This window comes from Flavobacterium flabelliforme (assembly GCF_017948675.1).
In the GTDB taxonomy this organism is placed as follows: domain Bacteria; phylum Bacteroidota; class Bacteroidia; order Flavobacteriales; family Flavobacteriaceae; genus Flavobacterium; species Flavobacterium pygoscelis.
In genome coordinates this window covers 163,196-188,317 of sequence record NZ_JAGFBU010000004.1, presented here as the reverse complement: position 1 = coordinate 188,317, position 25,122 = coordinate 163,196, and the positions used below count along the sequence as shown (strand labels likewise).

23 protein-coding genes are annotated in these 25,122 nt (G+C 31.8%); 12 read left to right on the top strand and 11 right to left on the bottom strand.

What is annotated here, in order from left to right; all coding sequences use genetic code 11:
- Window positions 1-8: 8 nt before the first annotated feature.
- The 7 genes from J3S90_RS11340 (at window position 9) to J3S90_RS15965 (ending at window position 4,494) form a co-directional block, all read left to right on the top strand.
- Window positions 9-314, top strand: coding sequence for a hypothetical protein (locus tag J3S90_RS11340; RefSeq protein WP_210646283.1), 306 nt, complete (start codon window positions 9-11; stop codon window positions 312-314).
- 23 nt (window positions 315-337) lie between these two features.
- Window positions 338-523 (top strand): YgaP family membrane protein, encoded by a 186-nt coding sequence (locus J3S90_RS11335; protein ID WP_188050413.1) that lies wholly within the window; start codon window positions 338-340, stop codon window positions 521-523.
- 260 nt (window positions 524-783) lie between these two features.
- Window positions 784-1,236 (top strand): 2-dehydro-3-deoxyphosphooctonate aldolase, encoded by a 453-nt coding sequence (locus tag J3S90_RS11330; protein WP_188050412.1) that lies wholly within the window; start codon window positions 784-786, stop codon window positions 1,234-1,236.
- Between the two features lie 169 nt (window positions 1,237-1,405).
- Window positions 1,406-2,224 (top strand): 3-deoxy-8-phosphooctulonate synthase, encoded by an 819-nt coding sequence (gene kdsA / locus J3S90_RS11325; protein ID WP_210646282.1) that lies wholly within the window; start codon window positions 1,406-1,408, stop codon window positions 2,222-2,224.
- 18 nt (window positions 2,225-2,242) lie between these two features.
- Window positions 2,243-3,088 carry a hypothetical protein gene (locus J3S90_RS11320; protein ID WP_210646281.1) on the top strand — a complete coding sequence of 282 codons (846 nt, stop codon included), beginning with the start codon at window positions 2,243-2,245 and terminating at the stop codon, window positions 3,086-3,088.
- Between the two features lie 293 nt (window positions 3,089-3,381).
- Entirely contained in the window at window positions 3,382-3,732 is a 351-nt protein-coding gene (locus J3S90_RS15970; RefSeq protein ID WP_236023941.1) for a PAS domain-containing protein, read from the top strand.
- 150 nt (window positions 3,733-3,882) lie between these two features.
- On the top strand, window positions 3,883-4,494 hold the full coding sequence (locus tag J3S90_RS15965) for a sensor histidine kinase (protein WP_236023940.1): 612 nt from the start codon (window positions 3,883-3,885) through the stop codon (window positions 4,492-4,494).
- 47 nt (window positions 4,495-4,541) lie between these two features.
- On the opposite strand, the gene J3S90_RS11310 is transcribed toward J3S90_RS15965, so the two are convergent.
- The 4 genes from J3S90_RS11310 to corA form a co-directional block, all read right to left on the bottom strand.
- Window positions 4,542-5,918, bottom strand: coding sequence for a M28 family peptidase (locus J3S90_RS11310; protein WP_210646280.1), 1,377 nt, complete (start codon window positions 5,916-5,918; stop codon window positions 4,542-4,544).
- Window positions 5,919-6,084: 166 nt separating this feature from the next.
- Window positions 6,085-7,284, bottom strand: a complete 1,200-nt coding sequence (locus J3S90_RS11305) for an acetate/propionate family kinase (protein WP_210646279.1) — start codon at window positions 7,282-7,284, stop codon at window positions 6,085-6,087.
- 205 nt (window positions 7,285-7,489) lie between these two features.
- Window positions 7,490-9,583 carry a phosphate acetyltransferase gene (gene pta / locus J3S90_RS11300; RefSeq protein ID WP_210646278.1) on the bottom strand — a complete coding sequence of 698 codons (2,094 nt, stop codon included), beginning with the start codon at window positions 9,581-9,583 and terminating at the stop codon, window positions 7,490-7,492.
- Window positions 9,584-9,655: 72 nt separating this feature from the next.
- Window positions 9,656-10,726, bottom strand: a complete 1,071-nt coding sequence (corA, locus tag J3S90_RS11295; protein WP_210646277.1) for a magnesium/cobalt transporter CorA — start codon at window positions 10,724-10,726, stop codon at window positions 9,656-9,658.
- 325 nt (window positions 10,727-11,051) lie between these two features.
- Here corA and J3S90_RS11290 point away from each other — a divergent pair, with 325 nt between their 5' ends.
- Window positions 11,052-13,613, top strand: a complete 2,562-nt coding sequence (locus J3S90_RS11290; RefSeq protein WP_236023939.1) for a zinc-dependent metalloprotease — start codon at window positions 11,052-11,054, stop codon at window positions 13,611-13,613.
- A 143-nt stretch (window positions 13,614-13,756) separates the two neighbouring features.
- Here the strand turns inward: J3S90_RS11290 and J3S90_RS11285 are convergent, their stop codons facing one another.
- Together J3S90_RS11285 and J3S90_RS11280 are read right to left on the bottom strand one after the other, a co-directional pair.
- Window positions 13,757-14,362 (bottom strand): hypothetical protein, encoded by a 606-nt coding sequence (locus J3S90_RS11285; RefSeq protein WP_210646276.1) that lies wholly within the window; start codon window positions 14,360-14,362, stop codon window positions 13,757-13,759.
- 127 nt (window positions 14,363-14,489) lie between these two features.
- Entirely contained in the window at window positions 14,490-15,215 is a 726-nt protein-coding gene (locus J3S90_RS11280; RefSeq protein WP_210646275.1) for a bacteriorhodopsin-like, read from the bottom strand.
- A 109-nt stretch (window positions 15,216-15,324) separates the two neighbouring features.
- On the opposite strand from J3S90_RS11280, the gene J3S90_RS11275 reads away from it, so the two are divergent.
- Window positions 15,325-16,218, top strand: a complete 894-nt coding sequence (locus J3S90_RS11275; RefSeq protein WP_210646274.1) for a Brp/Blh family beta-carotene 15,15'-dioxygenase — start codon at window positions 15,325-15,327, stop codon at window positions 16,216-16,218.
- A gap of 97 nt (window positions 16,219-16,315) precedes the next feature.
- Here J3S90_RS11275 and dnaK read toward each other — a convergent pair whose 3' ends face one another.
- Entirely contained in the window at window positions 16,316-18,202 is a 1,887-nt protein-coding gene (dnaK, locus tag J3S90_RS11270) for a molecular chaperone DnaK (RefSeq protein ID WP_188050401.1), read from the bottom strand.
- Between the two features lie 288 nt (window positions 18,203-18,490).
- Here dnaK and J3S90_RS11265 point away from each other — a divergent pair, with 288 nt between their 5' ends.
- The 3 genes from J3S90_RS11265 (at window position 18,491) to J3S90_RS11255 (ending at window position 19,848) form a co-directional block, all read left to right on the top strand.
- Window positions 18,491-18,823 (top strand): hypothetical protein, encoded by a 333-nt coding sequence (locus tag J3S90_RS11265; RefSeq protein ID WP_210646273.1) that lies wholly within the window; start codon window positions 18,491-18,493, stop codon window positions 18,821-18,823.
- A 111-nt stretch (window positions 18,824-18,934) separates the two neighbouring features.
- Window positions 18,935-19,324, top strand: a complete 390-nt coding sequence (locus tag J3S90_RS11260; RefSeq protein WP_210646272.1) for a DUF1398 domain-containing protein — start codon at window positions 18,935-18,937, stop codon at window positions 19,322-19,324.
- Window positions 19,325-19,410: 86 nt separating this feature from the next.
- A complete protein-coding gene (locus tag J3S90_RS11255) occupies window positions 19,411-19,848 on the top strand; it encodes an acyl-CoA thioesterase (RefSeq protein WP_210646271.1) in 438 nt (145 codons plus the stop codon).
- Between the two features lie 159 nt (window positions 19,849-20,007).
- On the opposite strand, the gene J3S90_RS11250 is transcribed toward J3S90_RS11255, so the two are convergent.
- The 4 genes from J3S90_RS11250 to J3S90_RS11235 all read right to left on the bottom strand — a co-directional run bounded on the left by J3S90_RS11250 (window position 20,008) and on the right by J3S90_RS11235 (window position 24,997).
- Window positions 20,008-21,591, bottom strand: coding sequence for an MFS transporter (locus tag J3S90_RS11250; protein ID WP_210646270.1), 1,584 nt, complete (start codon window positions 21,589-21,591; stop codon window positions 20,008-20,010).
- 4 nt (window positions 21,592-21,595) lie between these two features.
- Entirely contained in the window at window positions 21,596-22,648 is a 1,053-nt protein-coding gene (locus J3S90_RS11245; protein WP_210646269.1) for an HlyD family secretion protein, read from the bottom strand.
- Window positions 22,649-22,685: 37 nt separating this feature from the next.
- On the bottom strand, window positions 22,686-24,056 hold the full coding sequence (locus J3S90_RS11240; protein ID WP_210646268.1) for a TolC family protein: 1,371 nt from the start codon (window positions 24,054-24,056) through the stop codon (window positions 22,686-22,688).
- Window positions 24,057-24,166: 110 nt separating this feature from the next.
- Window positions 24,167-24,997, bottom strand: coding sequence for an AraC family transcriptional regulator (locus J3S90_RS11235; protein ID WP_188050394.1), 831 nt, complete (start codon window positions 24,995-24,997; stop codon window positions 24,167-24,169).
- Window positions 24,998-25,122 lie beyond the last annotated feature (125 nt).

Here is a 25,122-nt window from a genome sequence, read left to right as displayed (position 1 = left end):
ATGAAACTATGAAACTACTTATTATAACTGCTGTCCTAGATTTTGAAAATGACATCAAGCAAATGTTAAAAAAAGCTCATGTAAAAACCTTTACTTTTAAAGAAGTAAAGGGGTTTACAGATCTTTCTGAAGAAGCCATAGAAAGCAACTGGTTTGCTGGCGATATGCACGAAACAGAATCCATCCTTTTTTATGCTTTTGTGAAAAAAGAAAATATTGACCCACTGTTTGATTTGGTTAATGACTTTAATGCAAAACAAGTAACTAAATCAAACATTCATATTGCAGTTCTTAATATTGAAAAATCAAATTAATAAAATAATAAATACACAGTATCATGAAAAACAGAATCGTAAGAGCCGTAGCAGGAATTTTTATATTGACTAGTTTGCTTTTAGCACATTATTTAAGTCCAAATTGGTTATGGCTTACAGCCTTTGTGGGAGCTAATTTATTTCAATCTTCCATTAGCAAATGGTGTTTGTTAGATACCATTTTGAATAAATTAGGTGTAAAAGATTAGCTTTTTAGTTACTAATAATTTGTGCTGAGTGATTAGCGCTTAGTAAATCAAGATTTAGGAATTGATGTGAATTCTAAAGTAAGTATTCTTAACGTAAAACTATAGATTAAAAACTAAAGAATGTTTTTTAAAGCTTTTATTAGCAAAAAAACATTTTCTACTCTTATAGAATTTAAAGTTCTGATTATCTTTGTACTACTAATGAATGTTTTGGCCAAGCAATTACCAATACTTTTTAACGCTACAGATTAATCAACCATATGAAAAAAAATCTTCTATTTATCGCTTTATTAATACTTACTGTATCTTGTGTGAGTACCAAATCGACTTTGAAAAATGTTGATGACAACGCACCAAACTTAGTTCTTACAAATCAAAATACGTTTGTAATCACTGCTTTTAGTACAGATAAAAAATATGGATATGAAGCTGATTATCCTATTAATATCTTTTATAAAAACACCTTAAACGATAAGATTAATCAACAACGCTTCTTAAATGCACTAGCAGGTCCAAATGGTGAAAAAATAACATACGAAAAATTAGAAAGTTGCTGTCCTTTTCCCACTAAAAGAACGGATCTTGGCGCAGGTTTTTTAGATGTTTATGAATTAAAATGGGAAGGGCAAAAAAAACCAATAAAATTATACCTAAACATTTATGAAAAAGGTTTAGTGATGGTTCCTGTTGGGCTTAGTTTAAAGAAAAATTAGCATTTTAACCGTATTCCCTAGCCCTGATAGTAGTGAAAATCCTTTTCCTTTTTTGAAAATAAAAGGAAAAGATTGCAACGGATAGCAGGAAACAGCTTCAAATAAAACGTTAATAATAAAGGAGAGTCATAAAACCTAACTATCTTTGCACCTTCAAAAAACAACTACTATGAACATACATAAAATTCCACAAATTAAGCATACCGAAAGCGGTAACTTCTTTCTATTAGCTGGTCCTTGCGCGATTGAAAGTGAAGAAATGGCAATGCGAATTGCAGAAAAATTAATTGGTATCACTGACAATTTACAAATTCCATTCGTTTTTAAAGGCTCTTTTAAGAAAGCAAATCGTTCAAGAATAGATAGTTTTTCAGGAATTGGAGATGAAAAAGCACTTAAAATTCTTAGAAAAGTATCGGAAACATTTCATGTTCCTACAGTAACTGATATTCATACGAATGAGGATGCGGATATGGCTGCTCAATATGTTGATGTGTTACAAATTCCAGCATTTTTAGTGCGTCAAACGGATCTTGTTGTAGCTGCAGCCAATACAGGTAAAGTTGTAAACTTGAAAAAAGGACAATTTATGAGTCCAGAAAGTATGAAGCATGCCGTACAAAAAGTTTTAGATTGCCAAAATGAAAATGTAATGGTGACCGATAGAGGAACCATGTTTGGTTATCAAGACATGATTGTTGATTTTAGAGGAATTCCAACGATGCAACAATACGCTACAACGGTTCTTGATGTTACACACTCTTTGCAACAACCGAATCAGAGTGCTGGTGTAACTGGTGGAAGACCCGACATGATTGAAACTGTTGCTAAAGCTGGTATCGCAGTGGGTGTTGATGGGATTTTTATAGAAACTCATTTTGATCCTGCTAATGCAAAAAGTGACGGTGCAAATATGTTGCATTTAGATTATTTTGAATCGTTAATGACCAAATTAGTTGCTATTAGAAAAACAGTAAACTCATTTTAAATAAAGAACTAAATTACAATGAAACCCATTTTTTATATTGCTGCCATTCTTATTACATTATTTAGTAATAATGCGAATGCACAAGAAAATACTCCAATTCAAGATAAATATACTGCGCACAATAAAGGCAAATTTTTTGTTTCGTGGGGAGGAAACCGCGAAAATTATACTAAGTCAGACATTAACTTTAGAGGGAAAGATTATAATTTTACTTTAGAAAACGTAACAGCACATGACAAACCAAAAGGTTGGCATGTAGATTATGTTAATCCAGCTAGAATGACAATTCCTCAAACTAATTTGAGACTGGGCTATTTTATTACGGATCACTACAGTGTTACAATTGGTGTAGATCACATGAAATATGTTATGTCACAAGATAAAGCGGTAAATTATACTGGTTTTTACCCTAATTCGGGAACTTATGACGAATTATTACCAAACAATCAAATCTTGTTGACTGAAAAGTTTTTAAAATTTGAACATACTGATGGATTGAATTATGTAAATACGGAGGTCTCAAGATTTGATGATATATCCTCTTTGTTTAAAATCACTAACACCGATAAAATTCAAGTAAATCTAACAGAAGGAATTGGATTTGGATTATTATATCCTAAAACAAATACCACTTTACTGGGCAAAGATCGTCATGATGATTTTCATGTTTCAGGCTTTGGAACTTCTGTAAAAGCAGGTTTGAATCTTACCTTTTTTAAACACTTTTACGTACAAGGAGAATTAAAAGGAGGTTATATCAATATGCAAGATATAAAAACCACTAAAAGTAGTGAGGATAGTGCTTCTCAAGATTTTTTCTTTTTTCAAAGAATAATTGCTGTAGGAGGTATATTTAAAATCTAACAGTTTTCAATAAAGTAAAGATATGTAATCTTAAAAGTAGCGTAATTTAATGTTTTCTAAATAAAATTCCTCCAAATAGTGATTTACTTTTTGGGGGAATTTTATTTTAAATTTGTTTTTTATTCTTATTTAATTATGTTAATTCTTACGAGTTATGCTTACTTATTTTATTTGAAATAAGAATTACATATGGGCTTTATTTAATATTAATTATTTAAATTTGAGCAAATCATTATTATTTTTTTTCACTAGACAATTCTTAAAATTAGTAATAGCATAAAACTAAATAATTAATGCGACTCAGTCCAATGACCAAAAATAAAACTACAAGTGATCCCAATGGGATTTACCGCTTTGATAATTTTTTTACGATCTCAGCTGATTTAATTTGTATTGCAGGATTTGATGGTTACTTTAAGCGAATAAATCCAGCTGTTGCAAAATTATTAGAATACTCTGAAGAAGAATTATATGCAAAACCTATTCTTGATTTTGTTTTCAAAGATGATCTACAAGCAACAATGGAAACAAGGGAACAAGTTTATAACAATAAACCCTTATTAAACTTCGAAAATAGATACCTAACCAAAAGTGGTAAAATTGTTTGGTTGTCCTGGACCTCTATGCCTGTAGAATCAGAATAATTGATTTATGCAATTGCAAAAAATATCACCCATAAAAAAAGAATAGAAGAAGAACGAAATTTAATATTGACGAATCTTACGCAAATAAACAAGGAGCTAAAAATTTTATCACATAAAACATCACATGACCTAAAGTCTCCTATTAATAATATGCTTTCCGTTTTTAACCTAATTGATGTTTCAAAAATTAATGATCCTGAAACATTAGAATTAATCGAAATTCTAAAATTAACAAGTGAAAATTTAAAAGAAACTTTAAACGACTCCATAGACCAATTAATAGAAAATGAAAATGTAAACACTCAGTTAACAGATATTAATCTAAATACAGCTCTAGAGGAAGTTCTCCTTTCTATCAATTCTTTACTAGAGGATTCAAAAGCCATTATCAATATTGACTTTTCTGAAGTGCAAAATATAATTTTCAATAAAGCTTATATAAAAAGTATTTTTTTGAATTTGATTACTAATTCAATAAAATATGCTAAACCAGAGCAAGTTCCATGCATTACCATCAAAACCCAGAGAACGAATGGCATTAAACAATTAATTTTTTCGGATGAAGGTATTGGTTTTGATATGGATAAAGTGAAGGATAAAATATTTGGTTTATATGAAAAATTTCATGGTAATGAAGATTGTACCAGCAACGGCATTGGTTTGTATTTAGTGTATAATCACATTTCTAGTTTAGGTGGAAGAATTGCAGTAGAGAGCAAATTAGATGAAGGTGCTACATTTACTATTTCATTCAAATATTGAAAAAAACATAATATAGCACCTTCAAAAAATTTAGTGTTTTGCTATTTTTATTTTAGAATTCCGTTTTGATCTATTAAGTATATCAAAGAAGCCATTGTTGCAGCTCCTAATTCTAATTCTCTTTTATTTATAGCATCAAAAGTATCATTAGCAGCATGATGATAATCAAAATAACGTTGCGAATCTGGCTTTAAGCCCGCCTTTACAATAGTTTTAGAAGTAAGTGGATCTATATCTGAACCTCCATGTCCTTTTGTAAAACTGTGGATTAAATACGGTTCAAAAAGATTTTTCCATCCTTGAATTCTATTAAAATTGGCTTCATCTGATTCAAAAGAAAAACCTCTTGGACTAAAACCACCTGAATCACTTTCTAAAGCAAAAATGTGATTTTCATGATTTGCCTGAGCCAATTCTTCATATTTCTTACCGCCTTTTCCTCCATTTTCTTCATTCATAAACAATACAACACGAAGGGTGTTTTTAGGTTTATATCCTAAGTTCTTAAAAATGTTAATCACCTCCATACTTTGTACCACTCCTGCTCCATCGTCATGAGAACCATCCGCTAAATCCCAAGAATCCAAATGCCCTCCTACGACCATAATATTTTCAGGATGTACGCTACCTTTTATTTCACCAACAACATTATAAGATAAAACATCTTCTAATTGCTGACAGTTTTGCTTAAAATAGAATTTTAAATTCGGATTCTTTTTTAATAATTTACTCAACAACTCTGCTCCATTCGTACTTATTGCTGCCGTTGGAATGTATTGAGATTTTGGTAAATCACCGTAGCTTTGATTTCCTGTATGCGGAAAATCATCTAGTCTTAAGTTCATAGAACGAACAATTGTTCCTACAGCACCAAATTTTGCTGCTTCTTTTGCTCCTGCATATCTTTGGTCTACACATCCTCCGTAGGATTTAAAAGTTTCAATAAACTCTTGTTCCATTGGTCTATTAAAAAAAACAATTTTACCTTTTAATTTATCGCCTAAAGTGTTCAATTCGGCAATGCTTTGTACTTCGATCACCGCTGCAGTAAGTCCGTTTTTAGCTGTAGCAATAGATCCTCCCAACGCACAAATTGGCACTGTTATTTTAGTCTTATTGTCTAGAATATAAGCCGTTTCTTTTTCGCCTCTAACCCATTTTGGGACCATCACTTCCTGAAGATAAACTTTATCTAAACCTAGTGTTTCTAATTGTGCTTTAGTGTACAAAACAGCCTTTTGAGCATTATCAGATCCAGAAAGTCGTGCACCAATTTTATTGGATAAATGATCTAACCAATCGTAGCATTTAGCGTTTGTCAAGGAAGATTTATAAATTTCTTTAAAGAATAATTCGTCTTTAGTTTGTCCAAAAATGGCTATGCCGTTTAAGAGCAATGCGGCTAATACGATTGATTTTTTCATAATTTTAAAATAGATATTAAAAAATAAAATTTAGTTTTAGTTAGATTCGCAATTTCGTCATTATTAATGAAATATTAATAACACATTAAAAAAAATCCTGCTCGTGTTAAAACTTGCAGGACTTTAGTAATAGTTTCATAACTACTGTATATGAAAAAACAGGTAATTAATTCAGTAACAATTCATACACCTGATTGGCAATTTCAATTTCCTCGTTGGTTGGAATTACTAATATTTTTGTTTTAGAATCTGGTGTATTGATTTCTCTGATTTCCTTAGAACGCAATTCATTTTTTTCTAAATCTAATTCAATACCAAAATAATCCATATCCTCACAAACTAGTTTTCGAATATAGGAAGAGTTCTCGCCTATTCCTGCTGTAAATACAATAGCATCAAGTCCGTTTAGAACTGCAGCATAAGAACCAATATATTTTTTTATTCTATAAGCATTCATGGCCAATGCTAATTGACAATCTGCATTTCCATTTTCCGCATTAGCTTCGATATCTCTTAAATCACTATAGCCCGTAAGCCCAAGCATTCCGCTTTGTTTTTGTAACATTGTATTTACCGCTTCTAAAGAGTAACCTAAAGTATTCACTAAATAAAATAGAATAGATTGATCTACATCTCCGCTTCTAGTTCCCATTATAAGACCATTCATAGGCCCAAAACCTAAAGTATGATCTACACTTTTTCCGTTTTTTATAGCAGTCATACTGCATCCATTTCCTAAGTGAATTGTAATTATTTTAGATTCTTTACTAAAAGAATTCTGTGTCAAATAATGAACTGCATTTTCCGAAACGTATTTATGACTGGTCCCGTGAAAACCATACAATCTTATTTTATGTTCTGTCAAAAGATAATTTGGCAGGGCATATTTATGTGCGATAACAGGAATTGATTGATGAAATGCGGTATCAAAAACAGCCACTTGTTTCGCTGCAGTAAAAATAGTTGTAGCTACAATTATACCTTCTAAATTAGCCGGATTGTGCAATGGAGCTAAATCAAAAAGTTGTCTGATTTTTTCTTTCACTTCCTCAGTAATAACGACTGTATCAGAAAAAGTACTTCCGCCATGTACTACTCGATGACCAACCGCTTCAATCTCATTGGTGCTTTTTATAACTCCTATTTCGGGATGCATTAATAATTCTGCAATTTTTTCTAAACCTATCTTATGATTTGCAATAGACAAGGACTCTTCTACTTTACTTGTTTTAGTTGTGTACGTTAAGTTTGAATTTTCTAATCCAATCCTATCAATCATCCCAGAGCAGATAACTTCATTTGCAGGCATGTAAATCAATTGGTATTTTATAGAAGAACTCCCTGAGTTTATTATTATTATTTTCATTTTTTTTATTTTGTTTTTACTACAAAGACTCGAAAGTTTCCTAAAAGTCTTTTCTATACCACCAAGACGCTAAGTCACGAAGTTTCTTTAATCATTTTCTTTACTTGCAAAACTCTAAGGCACGAAATTTTTTTTGAATATCTTAATTAATATTATTAGTGACTTTGAGTCTTAGTGGCTTGATTTTTTTCTTTTTTATAAAAATTTACAATCCTTGCGCTTGAATTGCAGTAATTACAACTGTATTTATAATATCATCTACAGTACAACCTCTGCTTAAATCGTTTACTGGTTTGTTCAAACCTTGTAACATTGGTCCAATTGCTAATGCTCCTGTTTCTCTTTGCACCGCTTTATAAGTATTATTTCCTGTATTTAAATCTGGGAAAATAAGCACACTCGCCTGTCCTGCTACTTCTGAATTTGGCATTTTACTTTTACCGACTTCCATATCAACGGCAGCATCATATTGTATTGGTCCTTCAATTTTTAAATCAGGACGTTTTTTTCGTACTATTTCAGTTGCTGCTCTAACTTTATCGACTTCGTCCCCTTTTCCTGAAGCACCAGAAGAATAGGAAAGCATGGCAATTTTAGGTTCTATTCCGAAAGCTAAACTGGAATCTGCTGATGAAATAGCTATTTCTGCTAATTGCTCAGCTGTTGGGTTTGGATTAATAGCACAGTCACCAAAAACAGATACTCGATCTTCTAAACACATGAAAAATATAGACGAAACAATGCAGGTATCCGGTTTGGTTTTTATGAATTGTAAAGCGGGTAAAATAGTATGTTGCGTTGTGTGAGCTGCGCCAGAAACCATTCCGTCTGCATCTCCTTTATACACCATCATTGTTCCAAAGTAAGAGACATCTTCCATTAAATCTTTGGCCATAGCCATAGAAACGTTTTTATTTTTTCTTAACTCATAATAGGTATTTACATAATCCTCATATTTTTCAGACTCGATTGGATTTATAATGTTGACTTTAGAAAAATCAAATGCAATTCCTAATTCGGCTACTTTACTTTCTATCTGTTTTTTGTTTCCAATGATAGATATATCAACCACATCCATCGCTAATAATCGAGAAGTTGCAATAATTATCCTTTCGTCACTTCCTTCTGGTAAAACAATATGTTTTCGGTGTTGTTTTGCTCTTTTTACAAGATTGTATTGAAACATTTTTGGAGTCATACCATCTGCTTCAAAAGAACTTAATTTTTTTGATAAACCATCTAAATCAACATATTTTTCAAAAGTGGTTATAGAAGCCTCAATTTTGTGTTTATTATCGGCATAAATCTTTGATTTTATGTTTCCTAATTGGTTTGTTATTCCGTAGGTTCCTCCTTCTACGGTAATTATAGGAACAATAGTTGTCAATCCTTCAATTAATTTGATGATACTATCTTCTGGCAGAATATTACCGGTTAAAACAATTCCTGAAATAGTGGGGTAATTTGCGGACTCATTTGCTTGTAAAGCACCCAATATAATATCGGCTCTATCTCCCGGAGTAATTACTAAGGCGTTTTCTTTTAGGTGTAATAAATAATTGCGCAATTGCATAGCACCTACGCTAAAATTACCAACTTCATTATTCAAGGAATCTGCACCAAACAATACTTTAGCACCCAAAACTTCTACAATTTCTTTGATCGTAGGATTGTGTAAACTAGATATTATAGGAATGGCGTCGACTAAAACTTCTTTAGGTAAGTTAGATTTTAAACCATCTGTTACTAATTTAATATTCTCGGGCTGCACTTTATTGGCAATGACAGCCAAGACTTCAACATCCTTAACTTTAAAGGAATCGTAAGCCAAATACAGACTATCAATTAATTCATCTAGCGTTTTTCCTACTCCAGAACCCACAATTATGGTTGGAATTCCTAAATTCTTGGCAATAAGGACATTCATATCTAACTCTATGACTGTTCCTTCACCACTAAAACTTGTTCCTTCTACCAAAACAAAATCAAACTGTTCTTCTAAACGTTTGTATTTATCAATAATAAGATCTAAAACCTCTCCTATTTTTCCTTTATTCTTTTTTTTAATCAGCTTACTTTTGGTAATTGCGAAAGCATCTTCAAAATCAATATCTAAACCGAAATGAGAAATAACAGTTTCGATATGATTGTCTAATTTTCCATCCTCAAAATCTTCTATTATGGGTCTGAAGTAACCAACTTTAGCAGTTTTTCCAATAAGCATACTCATCAATCCAAGAGTAATAATAGATTTTCCGCTATTGTGTTCACTCGTTGCAATATATATGGCTTTGTTCATTATACTATTTTTTATTCGTACTAAATTTATTTTCTAAAATTCTATTTATTATAATTTATATCATGTCTGGAATTAAAACCATTTTCTTTTTTTAAAATAAAAAATCATTGCTATTCCGATAAATACCATTACTCCAATGATAATATAGTATCCATTGCGGTATTCTAATTCTGGCATAAACTTAAAATTCATACCATAAACACCAACAATAAATGTTAATGGAATAAATATGGCAGAGACTATGGTTAGCGTTTTCATAATCTCATTCATTTTATGCGTTTGAGCGGCAAAATAAAAATTGGAAGCACTTTCTAATGATCCCATATCTGCTTCTATTTGTTCTAAAAGTTCAAAACTTTTTTGATGCAAACGGGAAAAAAAACTAAAACTCTCAAATGCTATGCCTTCAAAAACATTGTCATCTTTCATACTTTTGATTTCATACAAAGAATCCCTCAGCGGTATTATAGAACGTTTTAAAAAATTAAAATTATCTCTGTGTTTTTCTATATGTTCTAATGTCAAAGGATCAATACTTTTCTTAGAAAGATTGATCAATTCTTCTACTTTATCTTCTTCATTTTCGATAGTGATGTAGAAATTTTCCATGATGGTATCTAAAAGAATGAATAATAAATAATCTACTTTTTTAGTACGTACTAATCCCGAATGGGTTCGAATGCGTTCCCGAATGTGTGTAAAAAAGTCTGAACGTTTTTCTTGAAAAGAGATTAGAACACCATCTTTTATTAAAAAACTAATTTGCTCAACACTTATATTATCTGAATTTCCGGCGGGCAAAAGTGATTTTATATTAAAAAATAAAACATCAGGCTGTTCCTCTAATTTAGTTCTTCTACTGGTATTTAAAATATCAGTAAGCATAAAATTATCTAAATTAAAATAAGCACCAATCTCTTTTACGACTTCAATATCATTTAAACCATGAATATTGAGCCAATTGCTTTTTTGATTGTTAATGTATTTAGACAGATCAGACACTTCAAAATCTTCATATTCGGCTAAATCTAGATCGTCATATACAAATAATTGCATTTCTGATTCATTTTTTTTATGAATTCCAGTATATTCAAGATTATACGGTTGCAGCTTTCGGCCTTTTTTATATTTTATTTTTCTCATGCAAAATCGTTTATGTAGTAATATTACAAAAACTTTTTTAAAACCTCCGCTTCATATTCCTTTTGGGCTTTTAAAACGAATATCATGTTATTAAATCACCAATTTTAAAACAAAAATAACGACAATTATGATCCTATTTCATGAGATAAATCATATAATTAATTATAATTCAAAGAACATCAACAAATGTTAATTCTCTAAAATTAAATTTCATAGTGCTAAATTTTGAAAATATATCAATAGATTTGAAAATTGATGGTAAAAAATAAAAAATTCTTATTATTTACTATTCCTACTATTTATTAACCAACATACTATTAACTAAATGATTAAAAAGAATTTAACCTTACTTATTGTTAGTCTGTTTATTTTTTCGGCCCAAGGAACAATTGCTCAAAGTAGAAAGGATAAAAAAGCAGCTAAAAATGCTATGGCAAAAGTGGATGCAAAATCCAGTGATTTAAAAAAAGAACCAAAACCTTATCGAAAAGTAATTGATTCGACAGCAGTTACCCAAAACGGACTAATTACTGTTCATAAAATTGACCAAAAATATCTTTATGAAATTTCGGATTCTCTTTTAGGAAGTGAAATAATGACCATCACCCGTTATTCTAAAACCCCAGCTGGTGGAGGTATTTTTGGTGGAGAAGAAATTAACCGACAAGTTGTTCGTTGGGAAAAGGGATTGAATAACAACCTTCTTTTGCGATCTATTACTTATGTTATAATGTCTCCAGACGAAGACAAACCATTGGCACAAGCAGTCAAAAATTCTACTTCAGATCCTATTATAGGAAACTATGATGTCTTGGCCTATAAAAAAGATAATGATGGAAAAATTATAGGATATGTAATCGATTTGACACCTACTTTTGATGCCGATGTTCAAACATTTTCACTAGATCCGATTAAAAAACAATTATTAAATATACAAGCTTTTCAAAAAGACCGCTCTTTTATCTCAAAAGTCAGTAGTTATCCTATAAACACCGAAATAAGAAGTGTAAAAACATTTACTACCACACCTCCAAAAATCAGTCCTACACCAACACCACAAATTGGAGTAAATTTACCTTCTGCATTAGACGCTGGTGTGATTACAGTAGAAATGAATACTTCTATGATTTTATTACCAAAAACACCGATGCGAAAAAGAGAATTTGATGCTCGCGTGGGTTATTTTGCAAACCAATTTGGCGTTTTTGAAGAGGATTCTCATAAATCTGACACAAAAGTATTTGCGGTAAGATGGCGTTTAGAACCAAAATCTGCTGAGGATGCTCAAAAACAAAAAAATGGAGAACTAATCGAACCTCTAAAACCAATCGTTTATTATATTGACCCAGCGACTCCAGAAAAATGGAAAAAATACATCAAACAAGGAATTGATGATTGGCAAGTTGCTTTTGAAGCTGCGGGTTGGAAAAACGCCATTCGTGGAGAATATTGGCCAGAAAATGATCCGACGATGAGTCTAGAAGATGCTCGTTTTAGTGTACTTAGATATTTTGCTGCAGAAATTCAAAATGCATACGGCCCCAATGTGCATGATCCAAGAAGTGGAGAAATTTTAGAAAGTCACATTGGTTGGTATCATAATATCATGAGCCTTTTAAGAAATTGGTATTTAATTCAAACTGCCGCTGCAAATCCAGAAGCAAGAGCAAAGAGATTTGATGATAAGCTAATGGGAGAATTAATTCGTTTTGTGTCTTCTCACGAAGTGGGACATACATTAGGTCTTCGTCATAATATGGGAGCTAGTTCTGCAACTCCTGTAGAAAAATTAAGAGACAAAGATTTTGTTGCAAAAAATGGTCATACTTCTTCTATCATGGATTATGCTCGTTTTAATTATGTGGCGCAACCAGAAGATGGGGTAACTGATTTCTTTCCAAAAATTGGAGATTATGACAAATGGGCAATAAAATGGGGTTACTCTTATTTTGAAGAAGCGAAATCTGAGAAAGAAGAAAAAACCATTTTAAACGAAATGACTAAAGAAGCCTACAAAAATAATCGTTTGTGGTTTGGAACTGAATCTAGTCCTTACGATCCAAGGTACCAAACAGAGGATATTGGTGATAACGCAATGAGAGCTTCGGAATATGGAATTAAAAACCTAAAAAGAATTTTACCAAACCTTATAGAATGGTCCAGCGAAAAAGGAGAAAGCTATAGTGAACTAGATGAGCTTTATGGCGCACTTACCGGACAGTTTAGAAGGTATATGGGACATGTTACAAAAAATGTTGGTGGAATATATGACTCTCCAAAAACATACGATATGACTGGAAATCAGTTTACAGTTGTTCCAAAAAGTATTCAGAAAGATGCTGTAGCTTTCTTAAATACACAATTATTTACGACTCCAAAATGGTTGTTAAATCAAGATATTCTATCTAAAATAAATCCTGATAGTGGTGTTGAAGCCATTAAATCGATGCAGGACGCAACATTAAGTAGTTTATTAGCGGGAGATAGAATGGTTCGATTAATGGAAACTTCTAGTGCTAGCAAAGAAAATTACGCTGTAGACGAACTGATGACTGATTTAAATAAAGGAATTTTCTCTGAGTTAAAAGGCTCCAGCAGTATAGATATTTACAGAAGAAATATTCAAAAAATCTATGTAGATAAACTTATCGAATTACTTAAACCTGGTTCAGCAACAGTAAGATCTGTTCCTGTAGGTGTAACTTATGGTTTTAATACCCGAAAAGTAAACTTAGCACAAACCGATCTTCCTTCAATAGCTAGAGGTCAATTGAACACTTTAAAAAATGATTTAAAAATGGCTACGATCAGGATGACTGATACTGTGAGTAAATACCATGTGCAAGATTTAATAGCAAGAATTGGAGAAGCTTTAAATCCTAAATAGGATTATTCAGTCTCAATAAATACTTTTTTATAAAATAAAATGTAAAATAAAACCCGACTTATTATAACAATAAGTCGGGTTTATATTTTATAAATAAGAATAAAATATTACTATTTTTTAATTAAGATTAAAAAACAGCAACGTTATTTTTTTTTCTTTTTAGGTATCACATTAGAAACATTTTCAAACTTTTTATCTGTTAAGTTATACGTCAATTTGTTTTCCTGCGTTTTGTTTTTTAAAATTATATCTCCTTCATTAGTAACATTCAGCATAAATCCTGCATTTCGTACTTTTTGAATCGTTTGAGTAGCACTCTGATCTTTATCTACAAAATTTGTTTCTTTAATTTTAACAACAGACTGAACATTGGAAATTAAAATCTCTTTTGAAAGTACATCAAATATTTCATTGTAAATAGAAGAAGACTCTTCCGTTTTTGAAGGACTAATTATTGAACTACTTTCAAGCCAACTTAAATTATACAATTTAATTCCTTTTGCGGTGAATGGAGTAATTTTGCATTCTAAAAGCAATTTAGGATCTTGAATCTTTTTCAATTGAATGGTATCGTTACTCACCTCTTTATTAACAATCAGCAGATAAAAATTATTATTAGATACTTCCGCTCTAATATTATCAATTTTTGCTAAAGTTACACCAGTAATTTTTTTGGAGCTTTTCTTTTTTTGACTATAATTGATATTAAATGAAAGACAAAGAATAAGCAATACGCTAATTTTATACATTATATGGGAGCTAAGAATTTTCAACAAAATTAAGAAGAATAGTATGATAATTATTAAAAAGTTGAAATAAAAAAAACCAGACTATAAATAGCCTGGTTTTACAATTAAATATAAACAAACAAAAAAATTAATCTTTTTGGTACTTAACTGCTAAACTGTAAATAACTAAACCAAATCCAATTTTATTAATGGCATCTGCAATGTTATATACTACATCAATATTTCCTGCTGGTATAAATCCGTTGTACCATCCTGTTGTCCCCATCATATATCCTAAAGGATAAATAGACCAACCTACTAGAACAAACCAACATAAGATTTTGTGTGCTTTTTGAATTTCTCCTCCAGCTGATGCAGCTAGTTTTGATGCTTCTCCCAACCAAATTTCATATACTATAGCAAAATAAGCAAGACCCGAAATAAAGCCCCAAAGTGCTGCACTATCAGTAAAAACTACTTCACCAAAGTAACCTGTAACTAACATTACAATTGAGTAAATAATCATTTTCCATAACAAGGATTGTTTTGCTCCTGCTACTTTTAAGATAAGGTAAAATTCTAAACACATTAACGGCACTGTTAATACCCAATCAACGTAGCGAAAGAAAGTAGGCGATTCCCCAAAAGAAGCCCAATAATCTCGCATGTAAAAGTAATGCACTGCTGCGATAAAAGTAATCAGTCCCGAAACTAAAACGGAGGTACGCCATTTTCTGTCGAACTGACTTAAAGATAGAAAGAAAAATGCTGATGCAGCCATCATAGCCATACAGCCTACAAAGAACGTAAAACCTACATAATCTGTTGGTGATAACTTACCAACCAATGCTGAAATAAACATAAAGTTTGTCATAAGTAAAAATTTAAATGGTTTTTGTTTACTCAAAGTTAATAAAAGTTAAACAATAATTTATCTTTTTGTTTAACTATTTTTAACTATTTTTAAACAATAATTAATACCAATGAAAAATTATACCAACATTGCAATCGTAGCAAGCTTTTTTGCTTTATGGATGGATTCCTTTTTATCTACTATAAATCAGATATTTATGGGTTTTTTATTCATATTTTCATTCGGAATACTTCACGGAGCCAATGATTTATTACTAATTAAGAATATAATTGCAAAAAATAAATCTAATTCTTGGCTAAAAATCTTTACATATTATGTAATAATTGTTTTAGCTGGAATATTACTTTTTTACATTATTCCGCAGTTTGCTCTTTTACTTTTTATAATAGTCAGCGCGAATCATTTTGGAGAACAACAATGGCAAAAATTGAATTCTCTTTTTCCTAAAACATTAGTTGTTGTATATCAATCTTTATATGGTATGATTGTATTACTCTTGCTTTTTAATTTTCACAGTGATCAAGTAAAAGATATCATCAAAACAATCACTCATTTCATTATTCCAAAAGAATTACTATTATACACTCTTCAAGCTTCGATTGTCTCATTCCTTATAATAAGTAGTTACTTTTGCTGGAAAATAGAAAAGATTAGAAAAAAAATAATCTTAGAATTATTTTTTTTATTTGTATTCGCAATTTTATTTAAGTCTTCTAGCTTAATTTGGGGATTTGCCATATACTTCGTTCTCTGGCACAGCATACCTTCCATAATAGATCAAATTAAGTTTTTGAATAAATCCTTTACCTTTCCAAACTTTTTTAATTACTGCAAATCTGCTGGAGTATATTGGTTAATATCAATAATAGGAATTGCTCTAATTTACTATCGGTATCAAGAAGAAGAATTATTCAATGCTTTGTTTTTTTCTTTTTTAGCAGCAATAACATTTCCTCATACCTTAGTGATTAACAAAATGTTTAAAAGAAAAGAAGAAGTTTAAAAAAATGCAAAAAAAAACCGTTCACTTAAAGTGAACGGTTTTCTTTTATAAAAAAAGCAAAGACTCGATAAACACATCGAGTCTTTACAATAATTTATTATTTTACTTCTTCGAATTCAACGTCTTCAACATTGTCTCCTTGAGTTGCTTCTCCTTGTGGAGCAGCTTCTTGTTGACCTTGTTCTCCTTTAGCATACATTGCCTCAGTAGCTGTTTTCCAAGCTGCATTGATATTATCTAAAGCTGTTTGGATTGCATCAATATCTTGAGATTGGTGAGCCATTCTCAATTCAGTTAATGCATATTCTACAGCAACTTTATGATCATCAGCTAATTTAGAACCAAGTTCTTTTAATTGAGTTTCAGTTTGGAAGATCATTCCATCAGCTTCGTTCAATTTTTCTGCTCTAGATCTTGCGATTTTGTCAGACTCAGCGTTAGCTTCAGCATCTTGTTTCATTCTTTCGATTTCTTCAGAAGTTAATCCAGAAGAAGCTTCGATACGAATATCATGAGATTTACCAGTTCCTTTATCAGTTGCAGAAACTTTGATGATACCATTAGCATCAATATCAAAAGTTACTTCAATTTGAGGAACTCCTCTTGGTGCTGGTGGAATACCGTCTAAGTTAAAACGACCAATCGTTTTGTTATCAGCAGCCATTGCTCTAGCTCCTTGAAGAACGTGCAATTCAACTGTTGGTTGAGAATCTGCAGCAGTAGAGAAAACTTGAGATTTTTTAGTTGGAATAGTAGTATTAGACTCAATTAATGTAGTCATAACTCCACCCATAGTTTCGATACCTAAAGATAAAGGTGTAACGTCAAGTAACAATACATCTTTTACATCTCCAGAAAGAACTCCACCTTGAATAGCTGCTCCAATAGCAACAACTTCATCAGGGTTAACTCCTTTAGACGCTTTTTTACCAAAGAATTTTTCCACTTCTTCAGCGATTCTTGGCATACGAGTAGAACCTCCAACAAGAATAACTTCGTCAATATCAGCTACAGTTAAACCTGCATCCTTCAATGATTTAGCAACTGGTTCCATAGAACGTTTTACTAAAGCATCTGTTAATTTTTCAAATTGAGATCTAGTTAATTTTTTAACTAAGTGTTTTGGTCCTGAAGCTGTAGCAGTTACGTAAGGTAAGTTGATTTCAGTTTCAGCAGAAGATGACAATTCAATTTTAGCTTTCTCAGCAGCTTCTTTCAAACGTTGTAATGACATTGGATCAAGACGTAAGTCAATACCTTCTTCTTTCAAGAAGTCATTCGCTAACCAGTCAATAATTTCGTGGTCAAAATCATCTCCACCTAAGTGAGTATCTCCGTTTGTAGACAATACTTCAAAAACTCCGTCTCCTAATTCAAGAACAGAAATATCAAATGTACCTCCACCTAAATCGTAAACAGCAATTTTTTGATCTTTTCCTTTTTTATCTAATCCGTAAGCTAATGCCGCAGCAGTAGGCTCGTTGATGATACGCATTACTTTAAGACCTGCAATTTCACCAGCTTCTTTAGTCGCTTGACGTTGTGCATCATTAAAGTAAGCAGGAACAGTAATAACTGCTTCAGTAACTGTTTGACCTAAATAGTCTTCAGCAGTTTTTTTCATTTTTTGAAGTGTCATTGCTGACAATTCTTGTGCAGTATAAAGACGACCATCAATATCAACACGTGGTGTATTGTTGTCTCCTTTTACTAATTTGTAAGAAACTCTTTTTGCTTCAGCAGAAACTTCGCTAAAAGAATGACCCATAAAACGTTTGATAGAAGCAATAGTCTTAGTTGGATTAGTTACCGCTTGTCTCTTAGCAGGATCTCCTACTTTAATTTCTCCACCTTCAACAAAAGCGATGATAGATGGTGTTGTTCTTTTTCCTTCTGCATTAGGAATAACAACTGCTTCATTACCTTCCATTACAGAAACACAAGAGTTTGTCGTACCTAAATCAATTCCGATTATTTTACCCATTTTTAATATATTTAATTTTATTGTATATTAGTTTTATTCACTCGGAGTCTTTAAGTCAATCTTTGTGCCAATACAAATGACACTTATAAATTGTCAGTTTATGTTAAAATTAATAATAATAAATATGACAATATGACATTTTAGACTGACTGACAGAGGTGGAATTTAATAGTTGTAGCGGAACTCTATCCTTAAATAGGCACCACAATCAATCTCTATTTAACTAATCAAATTAGAAATGGATTGGCTTTTTTTATAATTAAATTCCTATGTTTGAAAAAAAAAGATATGAAATTTTCAACAATACAGTTAGGAACTAATAAAATAGAAATTTTTAATTCTTATTTAGGGCGAGAAACCATACGATTGAATGGAGAAACCGTTTCCGAAAAGAAATCAATCACTGGCGCAACGCACCTTTTTACTATAATGGAAGAAGATCGCAAAGTACCTTGTAAAATAATTCTAGGTTATGGTGCAAATGGTGTCGTTATGGATTTCTACAAAGATAACATTGCCATTATAAAATCTCCTCGATCCTCCTCATTAATATTCCTTTTAATAATAGTACTTTTTATAATAATAGGAGTAATTATGCAAATGGCATATCATAATTATTAAACATTCCGTTTATATTGCAAGTCCAGAAATTAGTATTTATTAGATACTTGTTGTTAAATAAAACCAATACTTTTGTAATTCTTTACAATAAATCCTTTAGAAACAAAAAGTATGTTTACACTAGAACAAATTAAAGAAGCACATGATAAAGTACAAACAGCTGCTGATTTTTCAAATTACATAAAAGAAGTAATACAAATGGGAGTACAAGGATATGACACTTTTATAAATGACGGTCGAGTATCATATTATGGTGTTGATAATTTTTCTGTGAGTACTACCGAAAAATATCCGACATTAAAGATTGCACCAAATGTAAATAAGGAACGCTTTATAGAATTTTTAGTATTACATCAAGACGGCCAAACCGATTATTATACTTTTTGCGAACAAGCGGCACAATGTGGTATTGCAAAATCGCGCGTTGCCCTTCTTGAAATGACTTGTACCTATTTTGATATTTTAGATGCTCCCATGATAATCGAAAAAATTCCAGTTTAATTTATACATAATTTAAATTTTTAATAGCTAATTTTACTTTTGTATTTTTTTTAAAATATCAAATAACAGCAATTAAATAAAAAACAATGACATCATTTAGTAAACAATTATCCTTGCGTTGGTCCGATTTAGACCCTAATTTTCATGTTCGTCACAGTGCTTATTATGATTTTGGAGCACAACATCGTATTGAAATTTTGGAAAGTCTAGGATTGACGATGAAAATATTACAACAAAATCATTTTGGTCCTATTTTATTTAGAGAAGAATGTATTTTTAGAAAAGAAATTAAACTTTCTGACAAGATTGTAATGCAAACAAAAGTTTCTAAAATGAAACCCGACGCTTCCCGATGGTCTATTGTGCATGAGTTCCTGAATGAAGAAAATAAACTATGTGCAGTAATAACCGTAGATGGTGCTTGGATGGACACCAAATTACGCAAAATAGCCGATCCAACTCCAGAAATTGCTGTTCAAGCGATTAGTCATTTCCCAAAAAGCGAAGATTTTATGCAGCTTTAAATAGCAAAATATGATTCGAAATTTGGAGAGTTTTACAGATTAAAATCTAAAAAACTTCAAATTTCGAGTCTTTTTTATTTATTGCACATTGTTATAATCTTTACAAGAAAATATTTTTTGAAAACCAAAATAGCAGCAATACTACAAATAAATATTGTTCTAATTCCCCCAAATCCTATTTCTAAAAATATCAAAGGTTTGTTTCAGATGCTGATTGATCAACAATAAAGCAACGATAACAAGCATGGCGTAACCCATAAAAGTAAAAATTTCCATATTTGACAATAAAACCGATTGTTTGGATATAGAACTCACAATTTGCTTAATTGCTAATTTATTAGCGTTATCAGAAGAATATCCTTTGGCAATAAAACTTTGGGTGATTTGCGCTACACGCATTTGGGTTTCTGGACTTTCAGGCAAAACAAATTGACTCAATTTCGAATAATGATTTCTTTGTAAAAACACTCCAGCATTTTGAATAATAGCAAAACCTAAAATACTTCCCCAAAAACGTCCTGCAACTCCAACAATTCCTGCAAATGGTCCATAATGAGTAGGTACAGCAGCTACTGTAAACAAGACTAATGGTACAAATATAATTCCAACCGCAACTCCTTGCAACATATACGGAATAGCAATATCAGACAAAGAAACATCTGGCACAAAAAGAAAGGTAAACCACAGATGAAAAACTGCAAAAAGTGAAAATCCGATAATAAACATATACTTTGAGGACACTGATTTTGCCAGAAATACTCCCGCCAAAACCATCCCTATTACATTACCAATTAAATTTAAATATTGCACATGCGCCACTCTCGAAGGCTCCCAATTCCAAACGGTGAACATCGTGCTATGGCAAATATTCAGAGTCGCTCTGGCGATATAAAAAAAAACAGATATGAATAATCCGTTGCGTAAATTGGCATAGCGAAATACTCCCATATCAAAAGTAGGTCGTTTGATCAGCATTTGCCTCAGCACAAAAAGCCCACCAGTTAGTAACGAAACTATAAGTGCGATTATAATTTGATGGGATTCAAACCAATACTTTTTTTCGCCATAAACAAAGAAATAAGCTCCAGACAAAAGGGAAGTGAGCAAAAAAATAAAACTTGACCAATCTATCTGATATAACGGGATTTTTCTGTGAAAACGATGACTCTCAAATGTAAGCATAACCAAGCCCACACAGACGATTTGAAACAATGCCGAACCATACGCCATGTATTTCCAATCGTAATTTTCAAGAAGCCAAACTGCAATATTCATTATAAAAGGTGTCGCCAGAAACAAAGCGCTATAATTAAGGGTAAAACCAATAATTAATGCATGTTTTGACTTGAATCTTGAAATCAGAAATTGTCTTAAGGCTACACAAGGCAATGCCATCAATATTCCTTCGGCTATTCTCAAAATAATAAATAACGAAAAATTTTCGATATAAGCCGTTAATATGAATGTTATTGCAGACAGGCCGTAAATTGTCAGGAAATATTTTTTGGTCGGGAAAAACTTAAACAATCTGCTTTCGACCAAAATAGTGGTCAAAAAAGTAGCGTATGTAACAATCATTGAAAACTGCAAATCTTCTGGCTCCACATCTAAAAAACTGGCAGCGTACGTCACATTGGAAGTATAAACTCCCAACAAAACCATCGAATGCAACAGACAGAAAAATATAATAGCGATTATGGCCCAATTGGGAACCCAAGATTTAAAGAACTTTGTATTTGACATCTGATTATTTATGTTCAGCTACAACCACCATATTCATTCCTGCTCTAAGAAAATCAGTTTGTTGATCATTTTCTTTCAATTTTATTCTAACCGGAATTCTTTGTTCAATTTTAATAAAGTTACCTGTTGCATTATCGGGCGGCAATAACGAGAAACGAGCTCCACTTGCTGGTGATAAAGACTCGATGATTCCGATAAATTTTCTACCATTTACGGCATCGGCACTCATTTCAACTTCCTGTCCAACAGATAAATATTGCAACTGCGTTTCCTTAAAATTAGCCGTAATCCATTTTTCCTTGCTAACTATAGAAACCAAAGTCTGTCCTTCCTTTATCATTTGTCCCGGCTGAATCATTTTTTTCCCAACCCAACCATCATAAGGAGCTGTAATTACTGTAAAAGAAAGAAACAAACCAGCGTTGTCAGCAACGGCTTGTTTTGACTGAATTACGGTTTGAGCAGTTGGTATTTTAGCCGAAGCTTCTGAGGTATTTAATACCGCCGACTGAATGGTGTTTGCTATTTCTTCATAATGCGCTTTGGCCAATTCATAATCCGCTTTAACCTTTTCTACTTGCTGTTCTGTTGCGGCATCTTCTTTTAATAAAGATTGATATCGATTGTATTCCAATTTTGTTTTCCAAACTTGGGTCTTCGCAGCCAACAATTGAGATTGCCTAACGGAAGTCGTATTAGCAGTTGTCTCCACATTTTTTTCTATAGCGATAACGTTACTTTTTGCATTTTCAACATCCGCCAAAGCCATATTCAAATGCGATGTATATTCCTTGTTATCGATTACAACCAAAGTATCGCCTTTATGAACAAATTGATTTTCATCATAACGGACTTCCTGAACATAACCTGTTATTCTTGCCATAATAGGCGTCACATACTGATCAACCTGAGCGTCATTAGTTTCCTCATGGTTTTTATTAAAAATATAGAACCAAATACCCAAAATAATTCCGCTGAAAACCAGAATACTGGCAACAACAGTGATTAATTTGCTAAACGATTTATGGGCTCTTGACTTATTTTCTGCTATTATCATATAGAAATGAAACTAAAATTATTGTAAACTTTGATTGTTATTTATTAAGTATTCCAGCGGTATGAAGCAATTCATATTGTTTCATAGCACCATCTATTTTCATAGAAATTTTGTTGAATTTTGCTTGAAGCAATGCATTATCAGCATCGACCATTTCGGTAATTAAAACCAACTGATTGAGATATTTTGCTTTTACAATACGATAATTCTCTTGGGCTAAAACCAAAGCTTTATCAGTAACTTTCAGTTTATCTAGTATTTCCTGATACTGTGTGTGATTTCGAAAGACTTTATCGTTCATCTCATTTTTCACTATCTCAGATTCATTTTTTTGCAATTCCACTTTCAAATTAGCAAGTTGTACTTTGGCTCTATTCTTATATAAATTTGAAATATCATAAGAAGCCTCAATCCCTACCTGCCCAATTGTGTACATAAATGGCATATCTAGACTAAAAGTCAAATACATCGGATAGCGTAAATTATAATTTCCAAAGAAGGCTAGCCTGGGCAAAGCATTTGCTTTTACCATTTTCAACTCTGTTTTTTTGACATCAATTTCTCTGCTTGCAATACGCATTTCTTCGTTTTGCATCGTTTCCTTAAAATAAAAATCATACTGTTTCATGACAGGTATCATATCGATCAAGCTTGTTGAATCAATTCTAATGTCCTCCTCTTCGGGCAACTGCAATAGTGTCTTTAAATCCTGAAGAGCAATTCTGATATTTTTTTTATTGGTCAAAGAACTTAACTCGCGATCAGAAAGTTGTAATTCAGCACGAAGTACTTCATTTTTGGTAACGATTCCGTGACTTTTAAATGCTTTCACTTCCTTCAATCGTTCTTCTTCTTCCTTAATACTTTCCTCAATTATTTTTTGGAGCTCCATCATTTTGTAAATTCCCAAAAAAGTAGCTGTAACCTCTAATTGAACATCGTTCTCTGTTTTCTCCACATGTAGTTCAGCAATTTCATTTTCTTGGTGTGATTTTTTGATTTCATTTTTAATTTTACCTCCTTCATAAAGTGGCATATCAAACTTTGTAACCGCATCATAAATTGTATTTCCAGGTTCTGGAGCGACCACTATTTGTTTAGTAAAACCACCACCTTCCCACAAAGTCACATCAGACAATCTTGAATACATGGCATTAAAACCAATTTCTGGTAAACGAAGATTTTTGGCCTCCTTAATTCCAGTTTCCGAAATTTTCTTTAAAATATGGGATTTTTGTATTGTCCTATTATTAACTTTTGCAATTTGGATTGCTTCATTCAAAGTAAGGACTTTTGGTTGCTGCGCATGTGCTCCTATTGGAACTTGAAAAAAAAGGAATGCTAATAAGAGAACTTGAAGCAAATTAATTCTCGATTGGTTTGAAGAAACCCAGTTTATGAGAAACATAATATAAAAGTATTTACCACAAAGGTATCTACTCTATTTCATGTGGTAAAATCAACAAAAGTCATATATTTATTCATTTCAGACAAAATAAAATGAAAAAAAAATTACTACTAACTATAATTGTTCTTTTTTAAAATCTCCACTCCGTTTAAATAATCCGAAGGTCGTTGCCCTAAAGTTTTGAAAAAGGTATTACTAAAGGTAGGTACGCTATTATAACCAACTGCTTGCGCCACTTCATTTACCGAAAGTTTTTTTTCAAGCAATAATTCAATCGCTTTTAAAATTCTTCGAATTGTGAAATATTGGATAAAAGACATTCCTAAATCCTTTTGAAATAAGCGGTATAAGGAGCGTTCGCTAAATCCGAATCGATCCGCTAAATCAGAAAAAAGTATTGTGTCGCCTAAGTTTTTATCTAAGTAATCAATAATTTTAATCAGCCGAGTATCCTTTGGAAAAGGCAGTGATAAAGGCAAATTGGTCAAGCAGATTTCGGGTAAAATAGCTTTTATAGCAAGGGCGATACTATAATTACGACTTCCTTTTTTTAGATTTCCATTCCATCGATTCGTGAAAAGCATCATTTGCAACAATAAATCATTGATGGGGTAAATCCCTTCGGTTCCATAAAAGGAATCTTCATTCATTTCCACCGGAAAATACAAATTACGCATCATTACGCTTTGAGAATTGGGTTGAATGCTGTGCGCAATTCCAGCAGGAATCCAAATAAAATGTCTGGCCGGAAGAAAATAAGTTTTAGCCTCGGTGGTAACATAAACTATTCCGCCTTCTGCATACAGCATTTGGCCTTTTTCATGTTTATGAGTGGGAATCATCAGTTCTCCCATTAAATCATGATGACAATAAATACTTTTTTTATCAGTATCAACCTCTCTCGTGTAATATTTTTCGGCTAAAATCGTTTGCTCTTCCATACTGGCTGAAATGAATATTTTTATGGCTTCCTACGATATTTATCCAATTTCATTTTTTGCTAAAATTGCACTACCTATAAATGATATTAAAAAAAACAATTCATTCATTAAGGAAACATCATTTT

Coding starts and splice junctions, on each gene's coding strand:
- J3S90_RS11340 (WP_210646283.1), top strand. CDS start 9: ATGAAACTACTTATTATAACTGCTGTCCTAGATTTTGAAAATGACATC.
- J3S90_RS11335 (WP_188050413.1), top strand. CDS start 338: ATGAAAAACAGAATCGTAAGAGCCGTAGCAGGAATTTTTATATTGACT.
- J3S90_RS11330 (WP_188050412.1), top strand. CDS start 784: ATGAAAAAAAATCTTCTATTTATCGCTTTATTAATACTTACTGTATCT.
- kdsA (WP_210646282.1), top strand. CDS start 1,406: ATGAACATACATAAAATTCCACAAATTAAGCATACCGAAAGCGGTAAC.
- J3S90_RS11320 (WP_210646281.1), top strand. CDS start 2,243: ATGAAACCCATTTTTTATATTGCTGCCATTCTTATTACATTATTTAGT.
- J3S90_RS15970 (WP_236023941.1), top strand. CDS start 3,382: ATGCGACTCAGTCCAATGACCAAAAATAAAACTACAAGTGATCCCAAT.
- J3S90_RS15965 (WP_236023940.1), top strand. CDS start 3,883: ATGCTTTCCGTTTTTAACCTAATTGATGTTTCAAAAATTAATGATCCT.
- J3S90_RS11310 (WP_210646280.1), bottom strand. CDS start 5,918: ATGAAAAAATCAATCGTATTAGCCGCATTGCTCTTAAACGGCATAGCC.
- J3S90_RS11305 (WP_210646279.1), bottom strand. CDS start 7,284: ATGAAAATAATAATAATAAACTCAGGGAGTTCTTCTATAAAATACCAA.
- pta (WP_210646278.1), bottom strand. CDS start 9,583: ATGAACAAAGCCATATATATTGCAACGAGTGAACACAATAGCGGAAAA.
- corA (WP_210646277.1), bottom strand. CDS start 10,726: ATGAGAAAAATAAAATATAAAAAAGGCCGAAAGCTGCAACCGTATAAT.
- J3S90_RS11290 (WP_236023939.1), top strand. CDS start 11,052: ATGATTAAAAAGAATTTAACCTTACTTATTGTTAGTCTGTTTATTTTT.
- J3S90_RS11285 (WP_210646276.1), bottom strand. CDS start 14,362: ATGTATAAAATTAGCGTATTGCTTATTCTTTGTCTTTCATTTAATATC.
- J3S90_RS11280 (WP_210646275.1), bottom strand. CDS start 15,215: ATGACAAACTTTATGTTTATTTCAGCATTGGTTGGTAAGTTATCACCA.
- J3S90_RS11275 (WP_210646274.1), top strand. CDS start 15,325: ATGAAAAATTATACCAACATTGCAATCGTAGCAAGCTTTTTTGCTTTA.
- dnaK (WP_188050401.1), bottom strand. CDS start 18,202: ATGGGTAAAATAATCGGAATTGATTTAGGTACGACAAACTCTTGTGTT.
- J3S90_RS11265 (WP_210646273.1), top strand. CDS start 18,491: ATGAAATTTTCAACAATACAGTTAGGAACTAATAAAATAGAAATTTTT.
- J3S90_RS11260 (WP_210646272.1), top strand. CDS start 18,935: ATGTTTACACTAGAACAAATTAAAGAAGCACATGATAAAGTACAAACA.
- J3S90_RS11255 (WP_210646271.1), top strand. CDS start 19,411: ATGACATCATTTAGTAAACAATTATCCTTGCGTTGGTCCGATTTAGAC.
- J3S90_RS11250 (WP_210646270.1), bottom strand. CDS start 21,591: ATGTCAAATACAAAGTTCTTTAAATCTTGGGTTCCCAATTGGGCCATA.
- J3S90_RS11245 (WP_210646269.1), bottom strand. CDS start 22,648: ATGATAATAGCAGAAAATAAGTCAAGAGCCCATAAATCGTTTAGCAAA.
- J3S90_RS11240 (WP_210646268.1), bottom strand. CDS start 24,056: ATGTTTCTCATAAACTGGGTTTCTTCAAACCAATCGAGAATTAATTTG.
- J3S90_RS11235 (WP_188050394.1), bottom strand. CDS start 24,997: ATGGAAGAGCAAACGATTTTAGCCGAAAAATATTACACGAGAGAGGTT.